The organism is Croceifilum oryzae (assembly GCF_030814315.1).
GTDB lineage: Bacteria > Bacillota > Bacilli > Thermoactinomycetales > Thermoactinomycetaceae > Baia > Baia oryzae.
Genome location: NZ_JAUSUV010000005.1, coordinates 165,674 through 188,403, shown reverse-complemented (window position 1 = coordinate 188,403; position 22,730 = coordinate 165,674). Strand labels below are relative to the sequence as shown.

Genomic DNA, 22,730 nt, shown 5'->3' with positions numbered 1-22,730 from the left:
ATTAATTATTATCATGAAAAAAAATTGGATCCCAGCGCGAAAGTAGTTATTGTATTACTCTCGTGTTTTTATTTACGTGTATAACAAAATAAAGAATTGACTCCTAAACACTATATGACCAGAGTTTGTGCTATATGTAGACACAAACTTACTAAATATCGTTATCTCCTTCAACAACAAAACTCCGTTTAACCAAATACTGCTAAATCACTACCTACTTAGTCGTTCTTTTCACAACAAAAAAACCTACACCATTTTTGGAATAGGTTTTTTCTATGTAAGGGTCTAACCCCAATTTCATTGGCATCCCAGGAGCGATTCGAACGCCCGACCGACGGCTTAGAAGGCCGTTGCTCTATCCAGCTGAGCTACTGGGACACAGTTATGATTCCATTCGCAAGTAAGTATGATTATACAGGGTTAACGGCTACCGTGTCAACGAAAAAGTGAAGAAAATAGGCTATTTCTTCACTTTTTCAATTGATAAGTTCCACCGCGTTCATTAATCTGAGTACCATCTACTTGGTGGTAGGTGACCTGGATCTGCTGATCTGTACCGATCGACAACACCGAATAAGTAGGGTACGCAAAGCCTCTCGCCTGCTTGATGCTTCCCGGATTAATGTACAGCCGTTCGTCCACTTGATCGCATACTGGATAATGAGAATGCCCGAAGCAAACGATCTGCGCATCTTTTTCCTCAGCCCGATATTTGAGCGGTAAACCAGATTGGCTCACTCGAAACAGATGCCCATGTGTGACATAGAAACGTAATCCATCTACTTCATACGTATCCTCTTCAGGAACCCGCTCCCAATCACAATTGCCTCGCACCACCGTTAAAGGCACATCAGGTAGCTCGATCAAATCCGTACAAAAGTCACCACAATGGATCGTATGATCCGGCTTCTCTCGTTCAATAATTTGTTGAAGTAAATCTTTCTTTCCATGAGAGTCACTTGTGATTAAGATCTTCATTCCAACTATCCCATCTCTCGTAAAAAATATCAGGGCTGTTAAATGGAATAAGGGTAATGTATCTAACCACTGCGATGTTAGTAAGCCTACTTAGCGTAGTCCTTCGAAGCAAGGGCGTTTTGTGCCAATGCCCCGCGCTCTTTGCTAGTTTTGCCACTTGCCCAAAGCATCGATAGACGGAGCCGGACTTACTTTTCCACATCCTCGCAGGCTTACTATTTGAGCTTTGGTCAGATACATGCCCCGATGCCATCTAGTACCGTACCTACCTAATTAATCAACACCTCTACGAAAACGAATACGTCTCCTTCAAAAGCTCAACCAACTTCTTCGTCGCAATCGAACGATGACTAATCGCTCTCTTTTCCTCACTACGTAACTCCGCCATCGTTTGCTCACGCTCCGGCATATAGAAAACAGGATCATAACCAAATCCATTTTCCCCTCTAGGCTCATGAGCAACGACGCCATGACATTCTCCCCGCACAAACTTAGACTCTTCTCCCGGTACAGAGAGTGCCATCACACATACATAGTAAGCCCCACGATCCGAACCAGAAATCGACTCCATCTCGTGAAGCATTTTTTGAACATTTTGCTGGTCGGTGCTTCCCACTCCTGCATACCTGGCTGAGTACACACCCGGCGCTCCGTCCAAAGCAGGAACCACGATTCCCGAGTCATCGGAAAGAACTGGTTGCCCTAGCCAACGAGAGATCGTTTCCGACTTTTTTATTGCATTTCCTTCAAACGTATCTTGATCCTCTATTATTTCAGGCGCATCAAGGAACTCATCTAATCCTTTAACCCCAATCCCCAGCTCTTGCTCAAACAAATCACGAAACTCTTTTAGTTTATGCTGATTTTGGGATGCAATCAGTACGTAAGGATATTGCCATGCTTTTTTCATCTTATACTCCAACTCCAACGTAAGAAGCATGTTCACCGAGCGCATCCTTCTGTAGTTGAATGAGTTCTGCGATCCCTGCTTTGCCTACCTCTAATAGTTCCATAAGCTGTTCACTACTAAACGGATTTGATTCGCCTGTACCTTGAATCTCTACGAACTTACCTTGCCCTGTCATAATAAGGTTCATATCAACGACAGCGCTCGAATCTTCTTCATAACACAGATCGAGGCGAACGTCTTTTCCGACCACTCCAACACTGGTAGCAGCTAGGAAATCCTTAATAGGAAACTTGGAAATCGTGCCCGCTTGTTTCAGTTTCGCTAATGCATCTACTAACGCCACAAAAGCTCCTGTAATCGCAGCGGTACGTGTCCCACCATCTGCTTGAATCACATCGCAGTCGATCCAGATCGTACGCTCACCAAGCGCCTTTAGATCAATAACCGAGCGCAATGTACGTCCAATTAGACGCTGGATCTCCATCGTTCTGCCACCCAGTTTCCCCTTGCTCGCTTCACGGATCGTACGTTGTTGAGTAGCTCGAGGTAACATCGAATATTCGGCTGTAATCCATCCCTTGCCCGAATTTCGTAGAAACGGCGGAACCTTCTCTTCTATAGATGCCGTACAGATCACGCGAGTATCCCCCACGCTAATCAATACGGAACCTTCAGCCGATTTTATGTATGGACGAATGATTTCCACTGGTCTTAGTTGATTATTTTCTCGTCTGTCTAATCTCAACAGCATATCCCTCCAAATCCTAGATTTCTCTAGTATAGCATAATCAAATGGTACGCTCACAAAAAAGAGGATGCTCCGGCTTACAAAGAAACCAAGCATCCCCCCTGATTTTATGTTACTCACATCGAAACTGCATTAATCTTCTCCGGGCGACTAACAGGCTCCGAAAGTTTCTCTCCCTTAGTCATCGTACTCGTACTATCCTTCCCGTTCACTAGAAACTTCACTGTTTTCGCAGCTGTATTTTCCGTTAGAGAAAGGACAATCATATCAATCGCATTTTGAGAGCCCTTGTTTTGCGCACTAAACTGTAAGAGTTGTTCTCCGAGGTCGGCCGTGACGGTGTCTCCTTTTAGGGCGACATTATTTACCGTTAACGTACTATCAATAGCGCTAAGTAGCTTCGATTCTAATTCCGGTCCTCTAACTAGTTCTTGAAGAGCCGATTTCGCACGGTTGTCCGCACGGTTAATCATCCGGGTAACCGGAACATAATAGATCGTACGATCCTCTGACTGAGCCATGAAATACAGGGTAACAGGCATGCTTTGGGACATATCGACTCCCTTAGCCACTTCTAAGTTGATCCCATCTTGACGGGAAAGCCCTTGTGTTTTCATCTTACTTTTTGCTGCGTACGGCTTACCTTCCACGTTTAGATTAACCGTTTTTGCATTTCCAAATTGAGTAACCGTCCACGTAATCGCACTAAAGATGTGCTCCTCTTTCTTGGCATCATACTTGGTAAATTCTTTACTAAAATCAACGGTTGCGACTCCATCTTTTAGTTGTACGCCCTTGATCTTGGTTCCTTTCGGGAGTGCACCTTGGAAACCTTTAGGGACCATTGATTTTGCTTGATCTTCTACTAGATAAGATAATGCTTCACTGCTATCTTTTAGCTCTTTTGAAAGTGTATAGGGCACCACATAACCCGAGTCGGTTAAGAAATACAGTTCAGAACCTTTCACGGCTTTTTTATCCTCTTTTTTCTGGCTGGTTTTATTCTCTTTATCCTCCGATTTCGGATCCGCTGGCGGTGTTGTGGTTACGACACTAGACGCTTGTTCCATTTTCTTAGCCGCATCGGCTGGCGGTGGATCGACGGGTGCTATTGCATCTTTATCTTTACCCATACATCCAACCAATAAAAACGGTACGATTAGGGCTGCACATAATTTTTTATTCATCTTTCGTTCCTCCTACAGGACAAGTATTGATATATGTATACGAGGAGGAACTGTTTTTAGGACAACTATTTTCAAAAAGAAAAAAGCCCATGATATGACCTATATCATGAACTCTTTACGGCATTCGAACTTCTTTTGATGGAAAATGAATCAGATCAGATGATAACTTTACATGTTCCACTCGAACAATCTGACCTAACCAATCTTGCGCAATGGCTTGGAACGATCGTGGATCTCCTGTAGTAAAAAAACGATGAAATGATTTTCGCTCCGATAGAAGCTCTTGATATTGCAAAATGGTACTTAACTCCACAGCTGTCTCCTCTGCCGAGCTAATTAATTCAACGTGCTCAGGAAGTACCTTCTTAAAAGAAGATGTCAACAATGGATAGTGCGTACAACCTAAAATCAATGAATCATATTCTTTCTGCTCAAATGGACGAAGAGCTTGTTCCACAACCTGATCGGCAAGTGAAGTATTTCGCCCACCACTTTCGACTAAAGGAACTAATGTAGGACACGCCAAGCTGTGCACGGTGAGGTCTGGATTGAGTCGCTTGAGTGCATGCTCATAAGCTTTACTCTGAATGGTACCAACTGTACCGATCACTCCAATTTCTCCCAGCTGAGATGCTTTAATCGCAGCCCTTGAACCCGGCTCAATCACTCCGAGCACAGGGAGCTTGATATGCTTCTGCACCTCAACTAACGCAGCAGCCGTCGCAGTATTACAAGCAATGACAATGGCTTTAAGTGGGTATTGGAGAAGATAGTCTATGATCTCAAAAGTGAATTGGCGTACTTCTTCTGTTGATCGAGGTCCGTATGGACAACGAAGAGTATCACCAAAGTAGTAAACCGTCTCTTTGGGTAGTTGCCTCATGATTTCTTTGGCAACGGTAAGCCCCCCTACTCCAGAATCCAAAACTCCAATCACATTACGATCCATAGTCCCACCTCCTTTTTACAGTTCCCTTAAAGTATCATGATATGATCGATAATGCTAGTCTGCTCAAATATATGCAATAAAAAGGACCCCTTTTCGCAAGGGGTTAGACTTTCATTTTATCAAATAAAACCTGTAGGTAGTCTCTCATAATTATAGCGCTTTCATTCGTTTCATTTTCTAATACTTGTGCCAAATAGGCTCTACGTGCTGCTAAAACCTCATTAATTACCTCTTTACCGTATTCCAAGAGACGAATGCGAACCACACGGCGATCCTTCTCATCACGGATTCGTGCAACCAACTTGTTCTTCTCCATCCGGTCAATCAAATCGGTCATCGTACTACAAGCGAGATACATCTTGTTACTAAGATCCCCAATCGTTAGATCTCCCTCTTCATTTAACCAAAGCAAGGCATTTAATTGGGGTGGAGTAATGGGGAAATTGTGTAAAATTTCACGCCCATGGCGCTTTACAATCACACTAATTTCGCGTAATAGACGTTCAATCTCGTTGACAGTCTCGGGTGTAATAGAATGTTCTTTCATAAGGCTCCCCTTAATATTATATTCCGGCTCTAACTGCAAGTCATTGCTTGCAAGAGCTACGACTATTTTAACAAAAGATCATCCTACTTACGAGAGATTTAAGTTTCCAAAGCAAAAGCTCCCCTACAAATGAGGGAAGCTCTTGCTTTAGAGACTGAGATTTTTTACATTCAAGCAAGTCATTATTAGCACTTTGGCTCAGGCATAACAACACAAACCGTTTGCAGACGAATGTAGCATACACATTGACCTTCACAAATCACAAGATGATCGCGTTTTACTTTTAGTAATTCGCCTCTGTATTTTCCGCAAGTTGTGGTGATACATACTTTTCGTCCACACAGACATCTTAAAGCCTCGTATAGGTATGGTTCTACTATCTCCATCCGGCTATAACCGTGTACCTGTTCCATCGGCTTCTTCGGCATTGGCATTGGTCTGTATGGTTCCCGCTTTACATCATAATTGTTTTCCATGGACATATCCTCCCCTATGTTTAATCACATTCATGTTATGTGACTAGGGTACATCTGGACTGGGATAATGCCCATTTTTCGCAAAATTTTTTTAAAAAGCTTCCTATAGTATCTCTTGCTTCTTCCGTATACAAAAGCCACTCAAAAAAGTCATCATCGTATGGACCGCTGCTCTTACCGTCATCTCAGCAACATCTTTTCTTGGATCCACACATACGATGTCCATTGCTTTTACCAATGGATGTTGTGCTGCTTCATAGATAGCAGAGAATAGCTCATCTGTCCGCATCCCACCTACTGTCGCAGCGGCAACACCTGGTGCATAGGCTATATCGAGAACGTCCATATCCACCGTCAAATAAATCGTATCCACTTCTTGTTCGAGTTGCTTTAAGGCACGCTGAATAGTTTCCACCATCCCAGCCATACGCGCTTCTCGTAGCGGAATATAGTGTACACCTTTTAACTGAGCATAATCTCGCAACGATTTCGTATTATAAAATCCATGTAAGCCGATATTCCAGACATCTGAGCCCTTTATCGCTTGGTTCTCAATTAAATTACGGATCACAGTACCATTACTAGGTCCGCTGGTAAGAGGACGAAGATCAAAATGCGTATCTAATTGCAAAATCCCAATTCGCTCGCCAGGATGCGCCCGTTTCCATCCCTTCACGAGTGGAGCGGTAATCGAATGATCTCCGCCAACTGTAATCGGGAACGTCTGCGGAAATTGCTTACGTAGCAAGGTCATAGCCTCTTCAATTCGCTGATGATTGATTCCAATATCAGTCGTATGCTGAATCACATCCCCCACATCTACTATACGAAGAGGGGATAAATCAAGATCATAATCTACATGATACGGAACAAAATATTTCCACATTCTACGAAAAGCTTCTGGATGCTCACTCGCAGCTGAAGCACTGATGGAAGATCTTGATAGCGGAACGCCTAGCAATGTGACATCCCAATTTTGCGCTTGGGATAAGTCCATCCAATCTTCGTTCTTGCGAGAAAAAATCCAATCACTGACACGCTCCACCGTATCCGTTTCTCTCCAATGAAAAGGTGGTATCTCGACTACTTCCGAAAGTTGATGTTTCAATTATGTCTCTCCTCATTTGGTCCCATTGTAGTTGGATTTAAAGGGTCTGAGCCCTGTCCCCATGCGGGAGGATATGGATCTGCGCGATTTTTTCGCTTCTTTATAAACCAGATAATTCCCACTATCAAAACAATCCCTATTATACCAAGTGTCACGATAACCCATAGATTGATCACCGAAACTTGTACTTGGATCGGCTTTTTATTTTTCAAGTCCCATACTAACGTGCCATCATCTTCAACTCGATCCGCATTATGAGAGTCTGGTTTTACAGGCAACGTTAACTTGAACTTGGAGTTTATCATCCCAGCAAGCTCTCCAGCATTACTGAATGCCGTCCCCATTTCCTGCTTATTTAACTGGTATGTAGTAAACAGAAGGCCGTTCTCTTTTACAAACTTTACACCTTCAGAGTTAGAATCTCCCTCTCCCATTAAGGCCCACTCTTTTGGATTCGCTACATCTTGAATATTCTTGGTAAAAGCAAAGCCATATTGACCAGCTTGATCCGTTATTTTTTTCTGAAAGCCTTTCTTCTCAAGCTCTTTAAACGGACCCTCTTCCTCGGACCCTACTGCTTCTTTCAATTTACCCCATACTTGTTTATCCGTTGTCATGACCTTAAGTTGAAATGTGCCTGTCCCATCACGGTTGACGGTGGCATGAAGATCTGCATCCACACAGCCGACTAACGCGAACATCATCAAGACTAATATAAAAAGAAGCCGAAATTGTCTCCCGATCCGCATGAAAATACCTTCCCTTTCTTACTACTTATTAACGAACTCCTACTTAGCAAACGACTGAATCATCTCGGTCACTTCGCGAGCCGTACAGGTCAACTTTTTTGCTTTCATGTTTTCAATAAGCTGATCCCGCTTCGCCCAAGTGCTCATGACCGCGTCTAAAAAGGTATCGTTGGCTAAATCTTCTTCCATTAACACTTCAGCAATCCCCTGTTTCGCGAATAAACTCGCATTTAAAATCTGATCCCCACGACTTGCCGCACGTGATAACGGAATCAAAAGCATGGGTTTATGTAAAGACGCAAATTCAAAAATAGAGTTAGACCCTGCACGTGAAACAACTAGATCAGACATCGCCAGCAGGTCAGGCAATTCCCAGCTCACATATTCAAATTGTCTGTAACCAGGTTTCCGTAGTAACGATTTATCCATAGCGCCTTTTCCTGTGATATGTACGATCTGGTAGGTTTGTAATAATGCATCGAGATTCTCTCTGACCACTTGATTGATCTTCTGGGAGCCCATACTTCCACCCATCACTAACAAGACAGGTTTACTCGACACAAAATCGCACAGGATAAGCCCTCTTTTGCGATCCCCACTAAATAATTCCTCACGGACAACTGCCCCTAGATATTCACCCTTACTTCCTTTAATATGTTTCTTTGTCTCTTCAAACGTGGTACAAACCTTACTCGCAAATGGCATCGCAATCTTATTTGCTAAGCCTGGTGTTAGATCGGACTCATGAATAATAATCGGCACCCGATTCATCCAACCACCCAATACAACTGGCACAGAAACAAATCCGCCTTTTGAGAAAATTACATTGGGTTTGAGTTTTCGTATCTTTCGGTACGCCTCCCAAATCCCTTGCAACACTTTAAACGGATCTTTTATGTTTTTCAAATCAAAATAACGACGAAGCTTCCCCGTTGTCACAGGTTCATATGGAACATTCTCCAACTTTCCAATTAGCTCCCGCTCAATCCCATCATGAGAACCAATGTAAGAAACCTCCCACTCATCTTCCTGAAACTTCGGAATCAGTGCCAAGTTAACCGTCACATGCCCCGCCGTTCCACCGCCCGTAAACAGCACCTTTTTTTTCTTCATAATTCTCTTAGATTCCTCTCGTAAATATAAGACGTAGAATAATTGGACACACAGAACAAAGGCGTCCATTGAATGCATCTACTGTAGCACAAAAAAAATTCCAATGTAAGATCTCATAGGAAGAAGCAATGAAATGTATACAAATCAGATCAAACGTACACTATTAATAACTCTTATTCAAACACAATTGTTATATGGAGTAATCCCGGGGGCAGATACATTGCCCCTAATTCACTTCTAAATTTACTGGCTTAATTAACAGGTTTGGTTTGAGTAGGTGTGTTTGATGGTGACTGTGGGCAGATACATGCCCCGGGATTACTCCAAACATCTGCCCCAACTAACACCTATACCAAACAAATCAACGCCCATTTTGTGATATACTCATCCCTAATAAATCTATTCTCACTCTCATCCTAAACCAATGTAAGGTGTGACTCATCCTGACACATTCATCCCCACAACTTTTATTTGAGTTTCCCGATTTGCACGGAAAAAGCAAGCCCCTAACCTTTTTAAATCCTACTCACATCGTAACCGCCTATTCATTAGAAGAAATCAATCCTGCCCTTCATCAGCTTCAGAATTATCTGCAAGCAGGATTCTATGTAGCAGGCTGGCTTTCCTATGAAGCTGGAGCCGTCTTCGTATCAAGCGATATCAACCATACGAGTGAAGTTCCTTATCTGTGGTTTGGCGTGTATGACAAGCCCTTAGAAGGAGACTTCTTACATCGACCGCTCCATCCCGTTCGTCATCTTCCCTGGCAATCTACCATTTCCAAAGAGCAGTATCATCAAGGGATTCAGACGATTAAAGAGGAGATTGCGAAGGGCAATACCTACCAAGTGAACTATACCCTTCGAGTAGAAAGTCCATGGAACCATCCAGATCCACTCGCTTTTTATCGACAGTTAACAGATGTACAGCAAGCATCTTATACATCCTATATCGATACGGGACGCTTTCAAGTTCTCTCTGCGTCTCCAGAGTTGTTCTTCCGAATTGACCAATCAACGATCACAACTAGACCGATGAAAGGAACGATGGCTAGAGGGAGAAATCCAGAGGAAGACCATCAAAACAAAGAATGGCTCGCAAAGTCTGAAAAAAATCGAGCAGAAAACGTCATGATTGTGGATTTACTTCGTAACGATCTTGGAAAAATCGCCCTGCAAGGTACGGTTGAGGTCCCAGCGTTATTTTCAATTGAAACCTACCCAACTCTATTTCAAATGACATCTACGATTACGGCTAAACTAGATAAAGGGGCTACACCTCTAGAGATTTTCCAAGCCTTATTTCCATGTGGCTCTATCACAGGTGCTCCGAAAAGAAGTACGATGCAGATTATCGATACAATCGAAGAAACCCCGCGCAATGTATACTGTGGAGCCATCGGATTCTGGACTCCTAAAGGGGATGCAATCTTTAATGTTCCCATTCGTACCGTTCTGATCGATCAAGAAAAACAGCTTGCTACCTACGGGGTCGGTGGGGGGATTACGTGGGACTCTACTGCTGAAGAAGAGTATGAGGAAGTCCTCATGAAAACGGCCATTCTCCAAAAAGCAACTCCACCCTTCCAATTAATAGAAAGCATCTTATTAAAAGAAGGGCACTATTGGCTAGCTGATTTACACGAAAAACGAATCTCTTATTCTGCTAAAACCTTAGGCTTCCCGTGTGATCTATCGATCTATCAAACCCATTTAACACAGTTTGCTCTTCAGCATCCTCATGAGCATTGGAAAGTTAGAATTACCTTAGATCATCTCGGTCATTGGGAGATAACAGGGGAATCAATCCAGCCCATATTAGAATCACAATCAATTGGACTAGCTACTACTCCCATCTCTCGAAACCATCCCTATCTCTATCACAAGACAACCGAGCGAGCGATCTATCAGTTTCATAAACAAACAAAACCAGACTTATATGATGTACTACTATGGAATGAGCAGGGTGAGCTAACCGAATTCACGACTGGTAATCTCGTTCTTGAAATGGATGGTATTCACTACACTCCCCCCATTTCTTCCGGTCTCTTAAACGGCACTTTCAGGCAACAACTTGTCCAAACGGAACAAGTGATAGAGAAAGTGTTGTATAAAGACGATTTGGTTAACGCTACCCAAGTCTGGCTCATTAATAGTGTCCGTGGCTGGGTGCCTATTCATTTGGAGTAGAAAAATCACCCTAGTGTAGTGTAGCTGAACAAAGCCAACTGCTCATGATCACATGAAAGTTGGCTTTGCTCATATTTATCGTAACTTGGAAAACCTTCTCACCATGTACAAACATTTCATACTCCGTGATAAAAACTCAGAATAAAATGAAAAATGTATAGCGGGTTTCCCAAAGGTATTTTCAGTTCTTCAGTTTCTGCTTTCTTTTTGTGATAAATCATGACTTAAGCAAAAATATCGTAGAATCTTCCTGAGTAAATGTGAATTCCATCATCAAGGTCAACTTGCATAAAATCAAGGAACGTAAACTCTACTTCTTGACCATTGCCCAAATGCATCTTCAGTCTTCTCGCTCTTGTATTGACAGGATTATCGACAGAACACGTGAGTGTCATTTCATCCTCGTCCTTGTGGATCGATGGGTAGACATATTCGGCTTTCAGTACCTCCACTTGAGCCCAACGTTTCAAACCATACAAAATCGGTTCTACTTCACTCGCTTTTCCTTTAATCTTCACTTCTACCACAATTCGATCTCCTTTCACAATTTGTTATATTTCGTAGCGACAAGTCCATCATGCCATAGTATAATTATTTTGACCAATAATGAAAATTCTGTAAGAAATATAGATTAGGAACATTTCCTCACTCTTACACTATCTAAAAAAGTCTTTCAGAGTGAAAATGAAGCAAATAGATGAAACTTAACCTTTTGAACATTAAAATCATAAAATACGACAAGAAATTTTTTTCGGGAGGAACTGACATGAAAGAGTATATCTATATTCATGCAGAGCTAGGAAAACAGATCCGTTTAGCACGTAAAAAAAAGAGTTTGCGACAAGAAGATCTAGCAGACGACTTAATTTCCACTGGAACCATCAGTAAAATTGAGTGCGGCTCTCATCATATCGGTAAAGAAAAACTTCAATATCTGTGCGATAAACTAGAGATCGGCTTTGATACTCTCTTACATACAGAAGAACGCCAGGAACAGCAACAGCAGCACTTAAACGATCAAATCGTGATGATGGGCATCGAAATGAAGGGAACCATCGATCCGGAACTTAGCTGGGAAGAGATTCGTACGCTGAAGTACACCAAAGATGACCATCGAATCTGCAACGTTACCTATCTACGTGGAAGATATTATGAGTATAAGAAAAAATGGGATTATGCTCGGCTAAACTACCAGCAGTGCATCGCTCTTCTCGATCAACACAAAGAACTGCATCCTACCAATCTAGCGTCCATTTGCTATTATGCATTGGGTAGAACGTATTATCTTGATAATCAAGTAGAAGAAGCGTTGCAACATACCATAGCCGCTGAACAATGCTTCCATCCGAATGGTGACAAAGCACATATGATCCATTTCTTCAAAATTGCAAAAGCCATCTACTTAGAGCGGCTCAATGTAACAGAGGAAGCCTATGTTATTATCAACGAATTATGGGAGCAGAAAGAGCAAATTGATAGTAGCGAGGTATTGTTAAATTTGTACGAGGTACGAGCCCGTCTCTTTAACAGAATGGAGCATTACGACAAGGCTATTGAGTGTGCGTTAGTTGGCATTGAAAAGGCAAAATACAACTATGCCTACGATCGCCTTTGTGAGCTATGGACCGTACTCGGCGATGGTTTGACGAAAAAAGGAGTGTGGTCAGATGCAGAATATGCATATGGTTGCTCTCTTCAATTGGAAAGCAAGTTAAAGAAAAAACAGCCCATTGTGGTAGCCAATACCAAACTGGGCCTTCTCCATTTAAATCGTGGGAATATCGCTGAAGCTGAGGAAGTCCTAAAAAGAGCGGTAACTCTTGCTTCTTCGACAACAGATGCGATGGATTATGTCGAGGCCCTCATCATATATGGAGAATGTCAGTACGTTCAAAAAAAATATCCAAAGGCAATTGAATGGTGGGAAAAAGCCCTAAAAATAGCGGAAGATAAAGGGTTATCTAAGCATAAGCGAAGAATCCTGATGAAACTCGCAAATGTATGCGCAAATTATGACAAAAAAAAATATCAATTTTATATTGACAAATTCTTACGAATCTCCGTACAATTAGAGACAAGTAAACAGTAAGTATAAAATTTTCCAGTTGTACAAAATGCTGTTTATGTCAAAGAAGGAATTTGTTTGACAAATCATGCCAATTACGCACTGATTTTTCGTCAAATTCTGTTATTTCTATCATCTATTTTACCAATAGGAGTTGATGGACATGTTGTTCACTTTCGGTGACCCACCATTAGAGTAGAATATTCAGATCTATTTAAATAGGTCTTTTAAAAAAAGGATTTGCTCATCCTCCCCATTTGTAGGACAAGCAAATCCTTATTTCTCTTATCCAAAACGACCTGCAATATAATCCTCTGTCCTTTGATCAGAAGGTGTATGAAATATTTTTTCCGTCGTATCAAATTCGATTATTTCTCCTTGTAAAAAAAAGGCCGTATCATCTGAAATTCTAGCCGCTTGTTGCATATTATGCGTTACAATGACAATCGTATACTGTTTACGTAACTCTCCGATTAGCTCTTCAATCTTAGCCGTTGAAATCGGATCAAGCGCTGAAGTCGGTTCGTCCATCAGCAAAATTTGAGGATTTACGGCCAAAGCCCGCGCGATACAAAGGCGCTGTTGTTGTCCACCCGATAATCCATAAGCTGGCTTTTTTAAAATATCCTTTACCTCTTCCCAAAGGGCTGCTGCTTTCAGACTCTGTTCAACGACCTCATCTAGCTCTTTTCGATCCCGCATCCCGTGAATCCTCCTACCAAACGCGACATTATCATAAATACTTTTGGGAAATGGGTTTGGCTGTTGAAAAACCATCCCGATGTTTTTACGCAGATTTTCCACATTTACATCTGCATGGTAGATGTTTTGCTCCGCTACTAAAATTTCTCCCTCAATGTGTACACCTTGAATCATGTCATTCATTCGATTTAAGGTTCGTAAAAAGGTAGACTTTCCGCAACCCGATGGACCGATTAACGCTGTAATCGACCTCTCGTTAATCTCACCCGTAATATTTTTCAAAGCGTGATGTTTATCATAATATAGGTCAACATTTTTCATTTGGATGATAGACATAGATAGACCTCCTAGTATCGCTTTTGATATTTATTTCGTAAGTAAACTGCCAATAGATTCATTGTAAGAAGGACAACTAAAAGAACAATAATTCCAGCCGCCGCAATCGCTCTAAAATCATCTTGCGGGCGAGAAGTCCAGTTGAAAATTTGGATAGGTAACACGGTAAATGGATCCATTGGAGATGCTGGAACAAAAGCGACAAACGTAAGAGCTCCTACTACGACAAGGGGGGCTGTTTCACCAATCGCACGAGATAAAGCTAAAATGACACCTGTTAAGATATTGGGAAGCGCAGTTGGGATTACTACACGGCTAATAGTCTGCCATTTGGAAGCACCTAGTGCATAAGAAGCATTTCTCATATGTTGCGGAACGCTGCGAATGGCTTCTTGTGAAGATACGACAATAATGGGTAAAACGAGTAACGACATGGTAAAAACTCCTGCCAGTACAGCCTGTCCTAGCATGAGCCCCTGGACAAATACGGCTAATCCTAAGATCCCGTAGACAATCGATGGGACCCCAGCGAGATTATGAATATTCACTTGAATTAAACGTGTAAACCAACTCTTCTTCGTATACTCCTCTAAATAAAGCGCTGTCCCCACTCCTAGGAAGAAAGCAATCGGACCCGTTAGTAGGACAATCCAGATGCTCCCGACCAAAGCCGCCGCCACTCCTGCTTTTGCTGGGAAACGCGAAGAAAAGTTAGTAAAGAAATCCCAATTTAGCCACCCTGCACCATCCGCCACGATCCGATAGAGGAGTACACCTAAGAACGCAATTCCAAATAAGGTAGCGCAGAGGAAAGCTATTTTTGCAAAACGATCCGTTATTTTTCGAATTCTCCAATTCCCTTGCCCCATCAATACTCCTCCTTAAATCGTCTCTTCAACCACTGGGCAATCAAATTAATGAGGAAAGTTAAAATAAATAAAGTCATTCCAACCGCAAATATGGTTTTATATTCAATCGAGCCATGTTGGATATCACCTAAGCTCACTTGGACGATATATGCCGTCATCGTTTGCACGCTCTCCAACGGATTCAGCGTCAATTTCGGAGTTGCACCAGCCGCAATCGTCACAATCATCGTCTCCCCAATCGCGCGTGAGATCGCAAGTACAAAAGAAGAGATAATCCCAGAGAATGCCGCCGGAACCACGACTTTCCTCGCTACCTCTAATCTTGTTGCACCTAGAGAATAAGCTCCGTTTCGCAATGATTTCGGAACGGATACCATCGCATCTTCACTAAGTGATGCCACCATCGGCAAAATCATGATTCCTACCACGATACTGGCACTCAAGGCATTGAAAACTCCCATGTCTGGAGAGATCACGCGAAGAAGCGGAGTAACAAAGGTTAACGCAAAATATCCATAGACGATCGTGGGAATTCCCGCCAATACTTCTAAGATAGGCTTTATCACTCTTCTAACCCGATCGTCTGCATATTCACTCAAATAGATGGCTGTCATTAATCCTAACGGTAACGCGACAAGCGACGCACCTAACGTAATCAGAACAGATCCACTTAAGAGCGCTAAGATTCCAAAATGCTCTGGTTTAAATAGCGGGGTCCATTTCGTATCTGTCAAAAAAGCGAGCAGTGAAACGTCTTTAAAAAAGGAGAGTGTCTCTACTAACAAAACCGCCACGATCCCAATCGTCGTCAAGATCGAAACCATGGCACAAAGGAATAAAATGGACTTAACGACAAAATCCTCTCGATTCATCCGTTTCTTTTGGACAATCCCTGAGGTTTTTTTCTGCGACTGATTTTGGGTTGAACGATTCCTTGCATTTTTTAATACCGCTTCATTCATCTTCGTACCCACCTCCTTAGGAATAGAAATGTGACGCCTTGGATTGACGCCACATTCTTCCTTGCTATTCGATTAATTTACTTTACTCAATCCAGCTTGGTATTCTTCTTTCTTCAGCGGTACATAATGGACAGCTTTTGTAAGCTCTTCGGCATTCTCGACGTAGTACTTCACAAAGGATTTTACTTCTGGTTTTTGGAGTGAAGTTTTACTTACATAGATGAATAAAGGCCTAGAAAGAGGCTTGTAAGAACCATCTTTAATCGTTTCCATAGTAGGCGATACAGTCTTTCCATTACCTGTCTCAATCGGTACTAGTTTTAATTCCTTCGCGTTCTCCTCATAGTAAGAGAATCCGAAGTAACCTAGACTGTTTTTATCTCCTTTTACTCCCGTTACTAAGACATTATCGTCTTCGCTCTGGTTATAATCAGGGCGACTCTTCTTCGCTTCACCTACAATGGCTTCCGTGAAATACTCAAATGTACCCGAATCCGTTCCAGGACCATATAATTTAATGGGTTCCGCTGGCCAGTTAGGTCGAATATCCTTCCATGTCTTCACTTTGCTGTTTGGTTCCCAGATTTTCTTTAACTCAGCTACTGTTAATTTATCCACCCATGTGTTTGCTTTGTTTACCACAATCGAGATGCCATCATATGCGATCGGAATCTCTACGTAATCCACCTTATTGCTAGTCGCCTGTGTTTTTTCTGCATCTTTAATCGTGCGTGATGCATTGCTAATATCAAGATCCCCTGCTACAAACTTCTTAAAGCCACCACCTGTACCGGATACTCCAACAGTTACCTTTACATTTGGATTCGCTTTTTGAAATTCTTCAGCCACCGCTTCAGTGATCGGAAACACCGTACTCGATCCATCTATCTTGATACTACCTGACGCTTTCGTTGCACCTGCGTCTTTAGCTCCCTGACCACAACCTGTTAATGTGGAAACCGTTAATGCCACCGCAACAAAAGCCAAGCCTAGTTTCTTCAAACTCATGGATGAGCCTCCTAAAAGAGATTAATTATTCACAAGCACATCCTAACAAGTCACTTTTGATATATTATTATGGAATTGTAAATGTTTATTAAGAACTACAAAGGAGCTTGTCCCCGTGACGAAATCAGTATCACCTTAAAAAAAATTGCATAACGTAACAGTGTTATGTTACATTGTTTTTAGGAGGGGAATCGTATGGAACAAGAACTGATTTCGAAGAAAGATTTACTTCATGAAGCTGATATCTCGTACGGACAACTTTATCGATGGAAACGAAAGCAACTCATACCGGAAGAGTGGTTTATACGTAAATCTACATTTACTGGGCAAGAAACGTTTTTCCCTAGAGAGAAAATTCTGGAGCGGATCGAAAAGATCAAACAACATAAAGACGACCTCTCTCTAGACAACTTGGCACAGCTTTTTACAAAAAAAGTAGATGAAGAGCCTCATTTCCAAAACATCTCCTTATCTCACTTACTTTCGAGTGAAATGATCTCACAGGCAACCCAAGATCTCTGTCAGCTTGAATTAACCAATGTAGACATTCTCCCGTATCCACAAGCTTTTACGCTATTTGTGATCGAGGAAATATTATCGTCTGGTTCTTGTTCATTAGAAGAAGCAAAATTGATTCTAACTTTGCTTCGTGATCAGGAAGAAGGTTTCATTCATAAGCCGTTTGCCCTGTTTGTAACGCGTAAGTTGGGCGTGGCTACCGCTATCTTGCTCCATCAACACGATGAGGTTTATTTTGACTCCGCTAGTAAGATCATCACGAATTTATCTCTAGATGAGTTACAAGAACGATTTAAACAAAAATTACTTACACACGGAGGGATCTCATGAATACAGAACGAAAACCACGATTATCCATTAGTGGAGCGGCAACGGTTGACGGAGGAAAATATCAAGAAGTAAAAATTGCGGGACAAGGCACGATCAACGAAGATCTAGATACGATCCAATTAACAGTGAATGGTCACTTGGAAGGTCTCCGAGATATAGTCGCCGAATCGATGACTGTAAATGGGAGATTGGTAACACAAAGAGATTTATCCGCCAAAAAAGCTCGGGTAAACGGACTCGTCAAAGTATGGGGTGATTTACACACACCTCAACTGCGAATCCACGGAGAAGTGGTCGGTAAGAAAAATCTAACTAGCGAATCCATTCATATCTATGGCTCCCTAAAACTAGACGGCGACTGTAATACAGATTCGTTTACAGGAAAAGCGCAGTTTCAAATAGATGGATTATTAAATGCAGACCAAATTGACATTGGTTTATATGGAAGCAGCTCTGCCAAGGAGATCGGCGGGGAGAAAATCATTATTAAAAAAGGGAGAAAATGGGATAAACTCCTTCCTTGGCTACAATCTGAGCTAAAAGTGGAATGTATTGAAGGAGATTATATTGAACTAGAAAATACACAGGCCAAGATTGTCCGTGGAAAGCAGATTATCATTGGTAAAGATTGCACCATTGATCGGATCGAATATCAAGACTCCTATACTGCTCACACCGATTCCAAAGTAGGAGAAGCTGTAAAAATATAGTCCATATGGAAGAAGAGTCTCATGTATGATCGAGACTCTTTTTTTGCTTTTTACATAAACAAATTCTCATTATGGAAAAATACTACTTGACCAAATGGAGTTACGCTTATAATATATTTAAATGCAGTTAATCATTAGTGATACTGAATAGTTATATATATATAATTAAATGGAGGTCGTAATATTGAGCCACACGGAACTTCAATTGGATCGGATTTTGAAGTCCCTATCTGTCTTTATGGATAAGATTCGATCAGAGATGACCCATTTCAAAGATTTAAACCTAACGACCCCCCAATTTCACGTTCTGAAATACCTCTTAACAAAAGGTCCTACGAAAGTGAAAGAGTTAGCAGAAAAAATGGATGTCAAACCGAGCGCGATAACAGTTATGATCGATCGCTTAATTCAAAATAATTACGTAGTACGTCATCATGACTCTGATGATCGGAGAGTGATCTATATTAGTGTAACGGATGATGGCAAGAGGGTTCTTCAAACCATTAAAAAAAGGCACAAAGCCACCCTACAACGGTATTTAGTTCATCTAGATAAACAAGAACTAGAAGCCTTTGCCGACACATTTGAAAAGCTCTCCGAACTACCAACCCAATAAAAAATGATCAGAAGTAGCTAAAAACGGCATACTTTGATCAAATGACTCATATGAAACGAGGTTATCCAATGGAAACTGAACTGGAACAAAAAAACTCACATGAACAAGGAAAGAATGGCTTATTAATCGCCGGGTTAATTATTGCTATGCTATTTGCTGCATTAGACGGAACGATCGTCGGGACAGCTATGCCCCGCATCGTAGGAGAGCTAGGTGGGCTTAGTTTAATGACCTGGCTAACCACCGCCTACATGTTAACATCAACCGCCGTTGTCCCGATCGCAGGTAAGCTTGCTGACTTACTGGGTCGTCGTGCTATTTATGTTACCGGGTTAATCATCTTCATGGTTGGTTCTGCCCTATCTGGTTTATCACAGACAATGGAGCAATTAATCATTTTCCGTGCGATCCAAGGGATTGGCGGAGGCGTCATGATGCCGATGGCTATGATTATCATCGGGGATTTATTTTCTGGTAGAGAACGTGCGAAATGGCAAGGGATTTTTGGTGGATTGTATGGTCTATCCTCCATACTCGGTCCCCAAGTCGGTGGATGGATTGTCGACTACATGTCGTGGGAATGGGTTTTCTACATTAACCTCCCAGTCGGCATTCTAGCTACTATCTTCATCGCTCTCGGTTTGAAAAAGCATAAAGTCTCAGGACCGATTTACTTTGATATCCCTGGGATGCTGACGATGATCATCGGGGTTGTCAGTTTACTATTAGCCCTAACATTTGGTGGAAAAGATTATGCATGGGGATCATGGCAGACGTTAAGCTTATTTGCACTCGCTCTGGTCTCTCTTATTGCCTTTGTCTTGATTGAATTACGTTCAAAAGACCCTATTTTACCGGTCCGCTATTTCCGAAATCGTGCATTTGTCACACTGAACGGAATCGGTTTCTTCATGGCAGTAGGTATGTTTGGGGCTGTTATGTTCGTCCCTCTCTTCATGCAAGGGGTAGTGGGTGTAAGCGCCACGGATTCCGGAACCATCATGACTCCGATGATGATCACGATGATCATTACGAGTATTCTCGGAGGACAATTGGTCCAGAAAATCGGGATGAAGCCTCAAATTTACGCAGGCATGCTCATTATGGCCATCGGCTTTGGACTATTGATGACCATGAATCTAGAGACGACGAAATGGATCGCTACCGGTTACATGATGATCATTGGCCTCGGAATTGGTCTGGTCATGCCTTTATTAACACTTGGATTACAAGAAAGCTTCTCCAAAGATGAGCTAGGGGTAGTTACTTCTTCCAGCCAGTTCTTCCGTCAAATCGGGGGGACATTTGGGATGACCATCTTGGGTGCTGTAATGAATGCGAGAACCTCTGATTTACTCAAATCAAACCTGGTTCCCACTTTAGAAAAGCTACCTGCTGGAGCTCATGATTTTGTAACAAACATGGAAGCAATGATCTCTAAGGATGCTCAGAGCATTTACTCCATGCTATTTAGCCCGGAAGCACTTAACAAGATTCCAAAACCGATCTTGGATTCGATTGTTCCCATCATGAAGAGTTCCATGGTCGAATCACTGCATTCCGTCTTCTTGTGGGGGCTCGTATTCATCGTACTTGGTGGTCTTATCACCTTCTTCCTGCCAAAAATTAAGCTTTCTAATGAAGCACGAAGCAAAAAACAAGAAGAGAACTCCATTAAAGTAGATCCCGAGCCTGTGAAGTAATCGATCATCCGAAAAAAGTCAGCTTTCCATTAGGAGAGTTGGCTTTTTTCATATACTCAAACTACATAAAAAAACAACCAACTCCTCTATCAAGGAATTGGTTGTCTCTATTAAACAAAGACTATCTCGATTTCACTTTGCCACGATCAGATCCCCCGCGTTTGCCACCGCCAGAGAACTTACCGCCACCTTTGCTACTACCTTTAAAGCCGCCTTTGCTGCTTCCACCCTTACTGCTACCGCCTCTGTAGCCACCTTTGTCGCCGCCTTCACTTCGAGAGCGGTTCGATGAAGAGGAACGTCGATCCCCAGAAGAAGAACCTTCTGAGAAACTACCTTCATTATAGCTAAAGCGATTGCGATCGTTTCTTGGCTTACCACCGAATGAACGATCTCCGCCACCACGGCGATCTCCACCACCGCCACGACGACCACCGCCACCACCACGACGCATTGAGTAATGATCATCGCTGATTTGGACTGGTGTTTTATCTGGTTCTCTGGTCAACAGTTTTAGAGCCGCTGATAGTAAGGTCACCGAATCGTTGGACTCTAATAGCGCTTCTGCTGATTCGATATAAGAAGTAATCTCTTCCTCTTTCTCAGCAATCTCAAGGAGACGTTGTACCGCTAATCTTTGTTGGCCTTCCACCACTTCATGAATCGTCGGAACCGACAAGCGGTTCATCTTACGCTTCGTTTGTTGTTCAATCATACGAAGATGATCCATTTCACGGAAGCTAGCAAACGTAATCGCCATTCCTTCTTTCCCAGCACGGCCTGTACGCCCGATTCGGTGAACATAGCTTTCTGAGTCTTGAGGGATATCAAAGTTATAGACATGGGTAACGCCCGAGATATCCAAACCACGTGCTGCTACGTCGGTGGCAACCATGATATCAATCGTTCCTTCTTTGAAACGACGAATCACTGTATCACGACGTGCTTGAGAGAGATCCCCATGGATGCCTTCGGCGGAGTAGCCACGTTTGGTTAATCCCTCTGTAATTTCGTCTACACGCTTCTTAGTGCGTCCAAAGATAATCGCTAACTCTGGAGATTGAATATCAAGCAGATTACATAATGAATCAAACTTTTGTTTGGGTGCTAGTTCGATATAGTACTGTTCGATACTAGGCATGGTTACTTCTTTTGCTTTGATCTTGATCTCTACAGGATCAATCATAAATTTAGATGCCAAGTTACGGATACGTGGAGGCATCGTTGCAGAGAATAAAAGAGTTTGACGCTCAGACGGACATTCTGATAAAATCGCTTCAATCTCTTCCACAAAGCCCATTTGCAACATCTCATCAGCTTCATCCAACACAACCATAGATAGGTTTTGCAGACGAATCGTACGGCGACGCATATGGTCTTGCATACGACCTGGCGTAGCTACGATAATTTGTGGATGCTTCTTAAGAGAACGAATTTGACGATCGATCTCTTGACCACCATAAATCGGGAGTGCGCGCACTTTTTTTGATTGACCTACTCTATTTAACTCTTCCGCTACTTGAATCGCCAATTCACGAGTAGGAGTCAGGATCAAGGCCTGTACGTTTCCGGAATCAAGGTCCATTTTTTCTACGATTGGAATACCAAATGCCGCAGTCTTCCCCGTCCCAGTTTGTGCTTGGCCTAACACATCTCGACCCGCGAGTGAGACTGGAATCGTTTCTGTTTGGATAGGAGTTGCCTCTTCAAACCCCATCTGATGTACTGCTTGCAATAGCTCGGCACTTAGACCGAGTTCACTAAACTTTGCCAAGGATTAATAATCCCCTTTCAATTTACCATATATTCATACGAGCTTATTAGTTTCTAGTTTTAGATATCGTCCGCTCTTATACTTCCTAGAAGCTAAGAAGTTGTATACAATGTATCATAATAACACAGTTATAGTACTGAATGGAAAAGAAAGATGTAGAACCACTTATTTTTCCCTCAAAT

Annotated in this window: 22 protein-coding genes and 1 tRNA gene; 6 read left to right on the top strand and 17 right to left on the bottom strand. The window is 42.2% G+C overall.

Annotation, left to right across the window (positions count from 1 at the left end; all coding sequences use genetic code 11):
• Window positions 1–301: 301 nt before the first annotated feature.
• The 11 genes from J2Z48_RS06955 to murG all read right to left on the bottom strand — a co-directional run bounded on the left by J2Z48_RS06955 (window position 302) and on the right by murG (window position 8,765).
• Window positions 302–378, bottom strand: a tRNA-Arg gene (locus tag J2Z48_RS06955).
• A 90-nt stretch (window positions 379–468) separates the two neighbouring features.
• A complete protein-coding gene (locus tag J2Z48_RS06950) occupies window positions 469–978 on the bottom strand; it encodes a metallophosphoesterase family protein (protein ID WP_307252139.1) in 510 nt (169 codons plus the stop codon).
• 286 nt (window positions 979–1,264) lie between these two features.
• On the bottom strand, window positions 1,265–1,888 hold the full coding sequence (locus J2Z48_RS06945; RefSeq protein ID WP_307252137.1) for an XTP/dITP diphosphatase: 624 nt from the start codon (window positions 1,886–1,888) through the stop codon (window positions 1,265–1,267).
• Between the two features lies 1 nt (window position 1,889).
• On the bottom strand, window positions 1,890–2,633 hold the full coding sequence (rph, locus tag J2Z48_RS06940; protein ID WP_307252136.1) for a ribonuclease PH: 744 nt from the start codon (window positions 2,631–2,633) through the stop codon (window positions 1,890–1,892).
• A gap of 119 nt (window positions 2,634–2,752) precedes the next feature.
• Complete coding sequence (locus J2Z48_RS06935; RefSeq protein ID WP_307252134.1) at window positions 2,753–3,823, bottom strand: GerMN domain-containing protein; 1,071 nt, start codon at window positions 3,821–3,823, stop codon at window positions 2,753–2,755.
• A 115-nt stretch (window positions 3,824–3,938) separates the two neighbouring features.
• Window positions 3,939–4,772 (bottom strand): glutamate racemase, encoded by an 834-nt coding sequence (gene racE / locus J2Z48_RS06930; protein ID WP_307252133.1) that lies wholly within the window; start codon window positions 4,770–4,772, stop codon window positions 3,939–3,941.
• A gap of 103 nt (window positions 4,773–4,875) precedes the next feature.
• Window positions 4,876–5,319 (bottom strand): MarR family winged helix-turn-helix transcriptional regulator, encoded by a 444-nt coding sequence (locus J2Z48_RS06925; protein ID WP_307252132.1) that lies wholly within the window; start codon window positions 5,317–5,319, stop codon window positions 4,876–4,878.
• A 185-nt stretch (window positions 5,320–5,504) separates the two neighbouring features.
• The gene (locus J2Z48_RS06920; protein ID WP_307252130.1) at window positions 5,505–5,795 is read right to left on the bottom strand and encodes a DUF2642 domain-containing protein; all 291 of its coding nucleotides are present in this window, start codon (window positions 5,793–5,795) and stop codon (window positions 5,505–5,507) included.
• Between the two features lie 103 nt (window positions 5,796–5,898).
• Window positions 5,899–6,903 carry an agmatinase family protein gene (locus J2Z48_RS06915; RefSeq protein WP_307252128.1) on the bottom strand — a complete coding sequence of 335 codons (1,005 nt, stop codon included), beginning with the start codon at window positions 6,901–6,903 and terminating at the stop codon, window positions 5,899–5,901.
• Window positions 6,900–7,652: a hypothetical protein gene (locus tag J2Z48_RS06910; RefSeq protein WP_307252126.1), complete on the bottom strand. Its 753-nt coding sequence runs from the start codon at window positions 7,650–7,652 to the stop codon at window positions 6,900–6,902. The genes J2Z48_RS06915 and J2Z48_RS06910 overlap by 4 nt, the downstream gene beginning before the upstream one ends.
• A gap of 39 nt (window positions 7,653–7,691) precedes the next feature.
• Window positions 7,692–8,765, bottom strand: a complete 1,074-nt coding sequence (gene murG / locus J2Z48_RS06905) for an undecaprenyldiphospho-muramoylpentapeptide beta-N-acetylglucosaminyltransferase (protein WP_307252124.1) — start codon at window positions 8,763–8,765, stop codon at window positions 7,692–7,694.
• Window positions 8,766–9,250: 485 nt separating this feature from the next.
• On the opposite strand from murG, the gene pabB reads away from it, so the two are divergent.
• Complete coding sequence (gene pabB, locus J2Z48_RS06900) at window positions 9,251–10,954, top strand: aminodeoxychorismate synthase component I (RefSeq protein WP_307252122.1); 1,704 nt, start codon at window positions 9,251–9,253, stop codon at window positions 10,952–10,954.
• A gap of 224 nt (window positions 10,955–11,178) precedes the next feature.
• On the opposite strand, the gene J2Z48_RS06895 is transcribed toward pabB, so the two are convergent.
• On the bottom strand, window positions 11,179–11,481 hold the full coding sequence (locus J2Z48_RS06895) for a hypothetical protein (protein WP_307252120.1): 303 nt from the start codon (window positions 11,479–11,481) through the stop codon (window positions 11,179–11,181).
• Window positions 11,482–11,720: 239 nt separating this feature from the next.
• On the opposite strand from J2Z48_RS06895, the gene J2Z48_RS06890 reads away from it, so the two are divergent.
• On the top strand, window positions 11,721–13,043 hold the full coding sequence (locus tag J2Z48_RS06890) for a tetratricopeptide repeat protein (RefSeq protein ID WP_307252118.1): 1,323 nt from the start codon (window positions 11,721–11,723) through the stop codon (window positions 13,041–13,043).
• 261 nt (window positions 13,044–13,304) lie between these two features.
• Here J2Z48_RS06890 and pstB read toward each other — a convergent pair whose 3' ends face one another.
• The 4 genes from pstB to J2Z48_RS06870 form a co-directional block, all read right to left on the bottom strand.
• Window positions 13,305–14,057, bottom strand: coding sequence for a phosphate ABC transporter ATP-binding protein PstB (gene pstB / locus J2Z48_RS06885; protein WP_307252116.1), 753 nt, complete (start codon window positions 14,055–14,057; stop codon window positions 13,305–13,307).
• A gap of 11 nt (window positions 14,058–14,068) precedes the next feature.
• Entirely contained in the window at window positions 14,069–14,926 is an 858-nt protein-coding gene (pstA, locus tag J2Z48_RS06880) for a phosphate ABC transporter permease PstA (protein ID WP_307252114.1), read from the bottom strand.
• A complete protein-coding gene (pstC, locus tag J2Z48_RS06875) occupies window positions 14,926–15,798 on the bottom strand; it encodes a phosphate ABC transporter permease subunit PstC (protein ID WP_307252272.1) in 873 nt (290 codons plus the stop codon). Before pstC ends, pstA begins: the two co-directional genes overlap by 1 nt.
• A gap of 162 nt (window positions 15,799–15,960) precedes the next feature.
• Window positions 15,961–16,896 carry a PstS family phosphate ABC transporter substrate-binding protein gene (locus J2Z48_RS06870; RefSeq protein ID WP_307252112.1) on the bottom strand — a complete coding sequence of 312 codons (936 nt, stop codon included), beginning with the start codon at window positions 16,894–16,896 and terminating at the stop codon, window positions 15,961–15,963.
• 195 nt (window positions 16,897–17,091) lie between these two features.
• On the opposite strand from J2Z48_RS06870, the gene J2Z48_RS06865 reads away from it, so the two are divergent.
• The 4 genes from J2Z48_RS06865 to J2Z48_RS06850 all read left to right on the top strand — a co-directional run bounded on the left by J2Z48_RS06865 (window position 17,092) and on the right by J2Z48_RS06850 (window position 20,774).
• On the top strand, window positions 17,092–17,745 hold the full coding sequence (locus tag J2Z48_RS06865; RefSeq protein WP_307252110.1) for a DUF4004 family protein: 654 nt from the start codon (window positions 17,092–17,094) through the stop codon (window positions 17,743–17,745).
• Window positions 17,742–18,455, top strand: a complete 714-nt coding sequence (locus J2Z48_RS06860; protein ID WP_307252108.1) for a hypothetical protein — start codon at window positions 17,742–17,744, stop codon at window positions 18,453–18,455. The genes J2Z48_RS06865 and J2Z48_RS06860 overlap by 4 nt, the downstream gene beginning before the upstream one ends.
• A gap of 184 nt (window positions 18,456–18,639) precedes the next feature.
• The gene (locus J2Z48_RS06855) at window positions 18,640–19,071 is read left to right on the top strand and encodes a MarR family winged helix-turn-helix transcriptional regulator (RefSeq protein ID WP_307252106.1); all 432 of its coding nucleotides are present in this window, start codon (window positions 18,640–18,642) and stop codon (window positions 19,069–19,071) included.
• A gap of 68 nt (window positions 19,072–19,139) precedes the next feature.
• Window positions 19,140–20,774 (top strand): MDR family MFS transporter, encoded by a 1,635-nt coding sequence (locus tag J2Z48_RS06850; RefSeq protein ID WP_307252104.1) that lies wholly within the window; start codon window positions 19,140–19,142, stop codon window positions 20,772–20,774.
• Between the two features lie 121 nt (window positions 20,775–20,895).
• On the opposite strand, the gene cshA is transcribed toward J2Z48_RS06850, so the two are convergent.
• Window positions 20,896–22,548, bottom strand: a complete 1,653-nt coding sequence (gene cshA, locus J2Z48_RS06845; protein ID WP_307252102.1) for a degradosome RNA helicase CshA — start codon at window positions 22,546–22,548, stop codon at window positions 20,896–20,898.
• Between the last annotated feature and the right edge of the window lie 182 nt (window positions 22,549–22,730).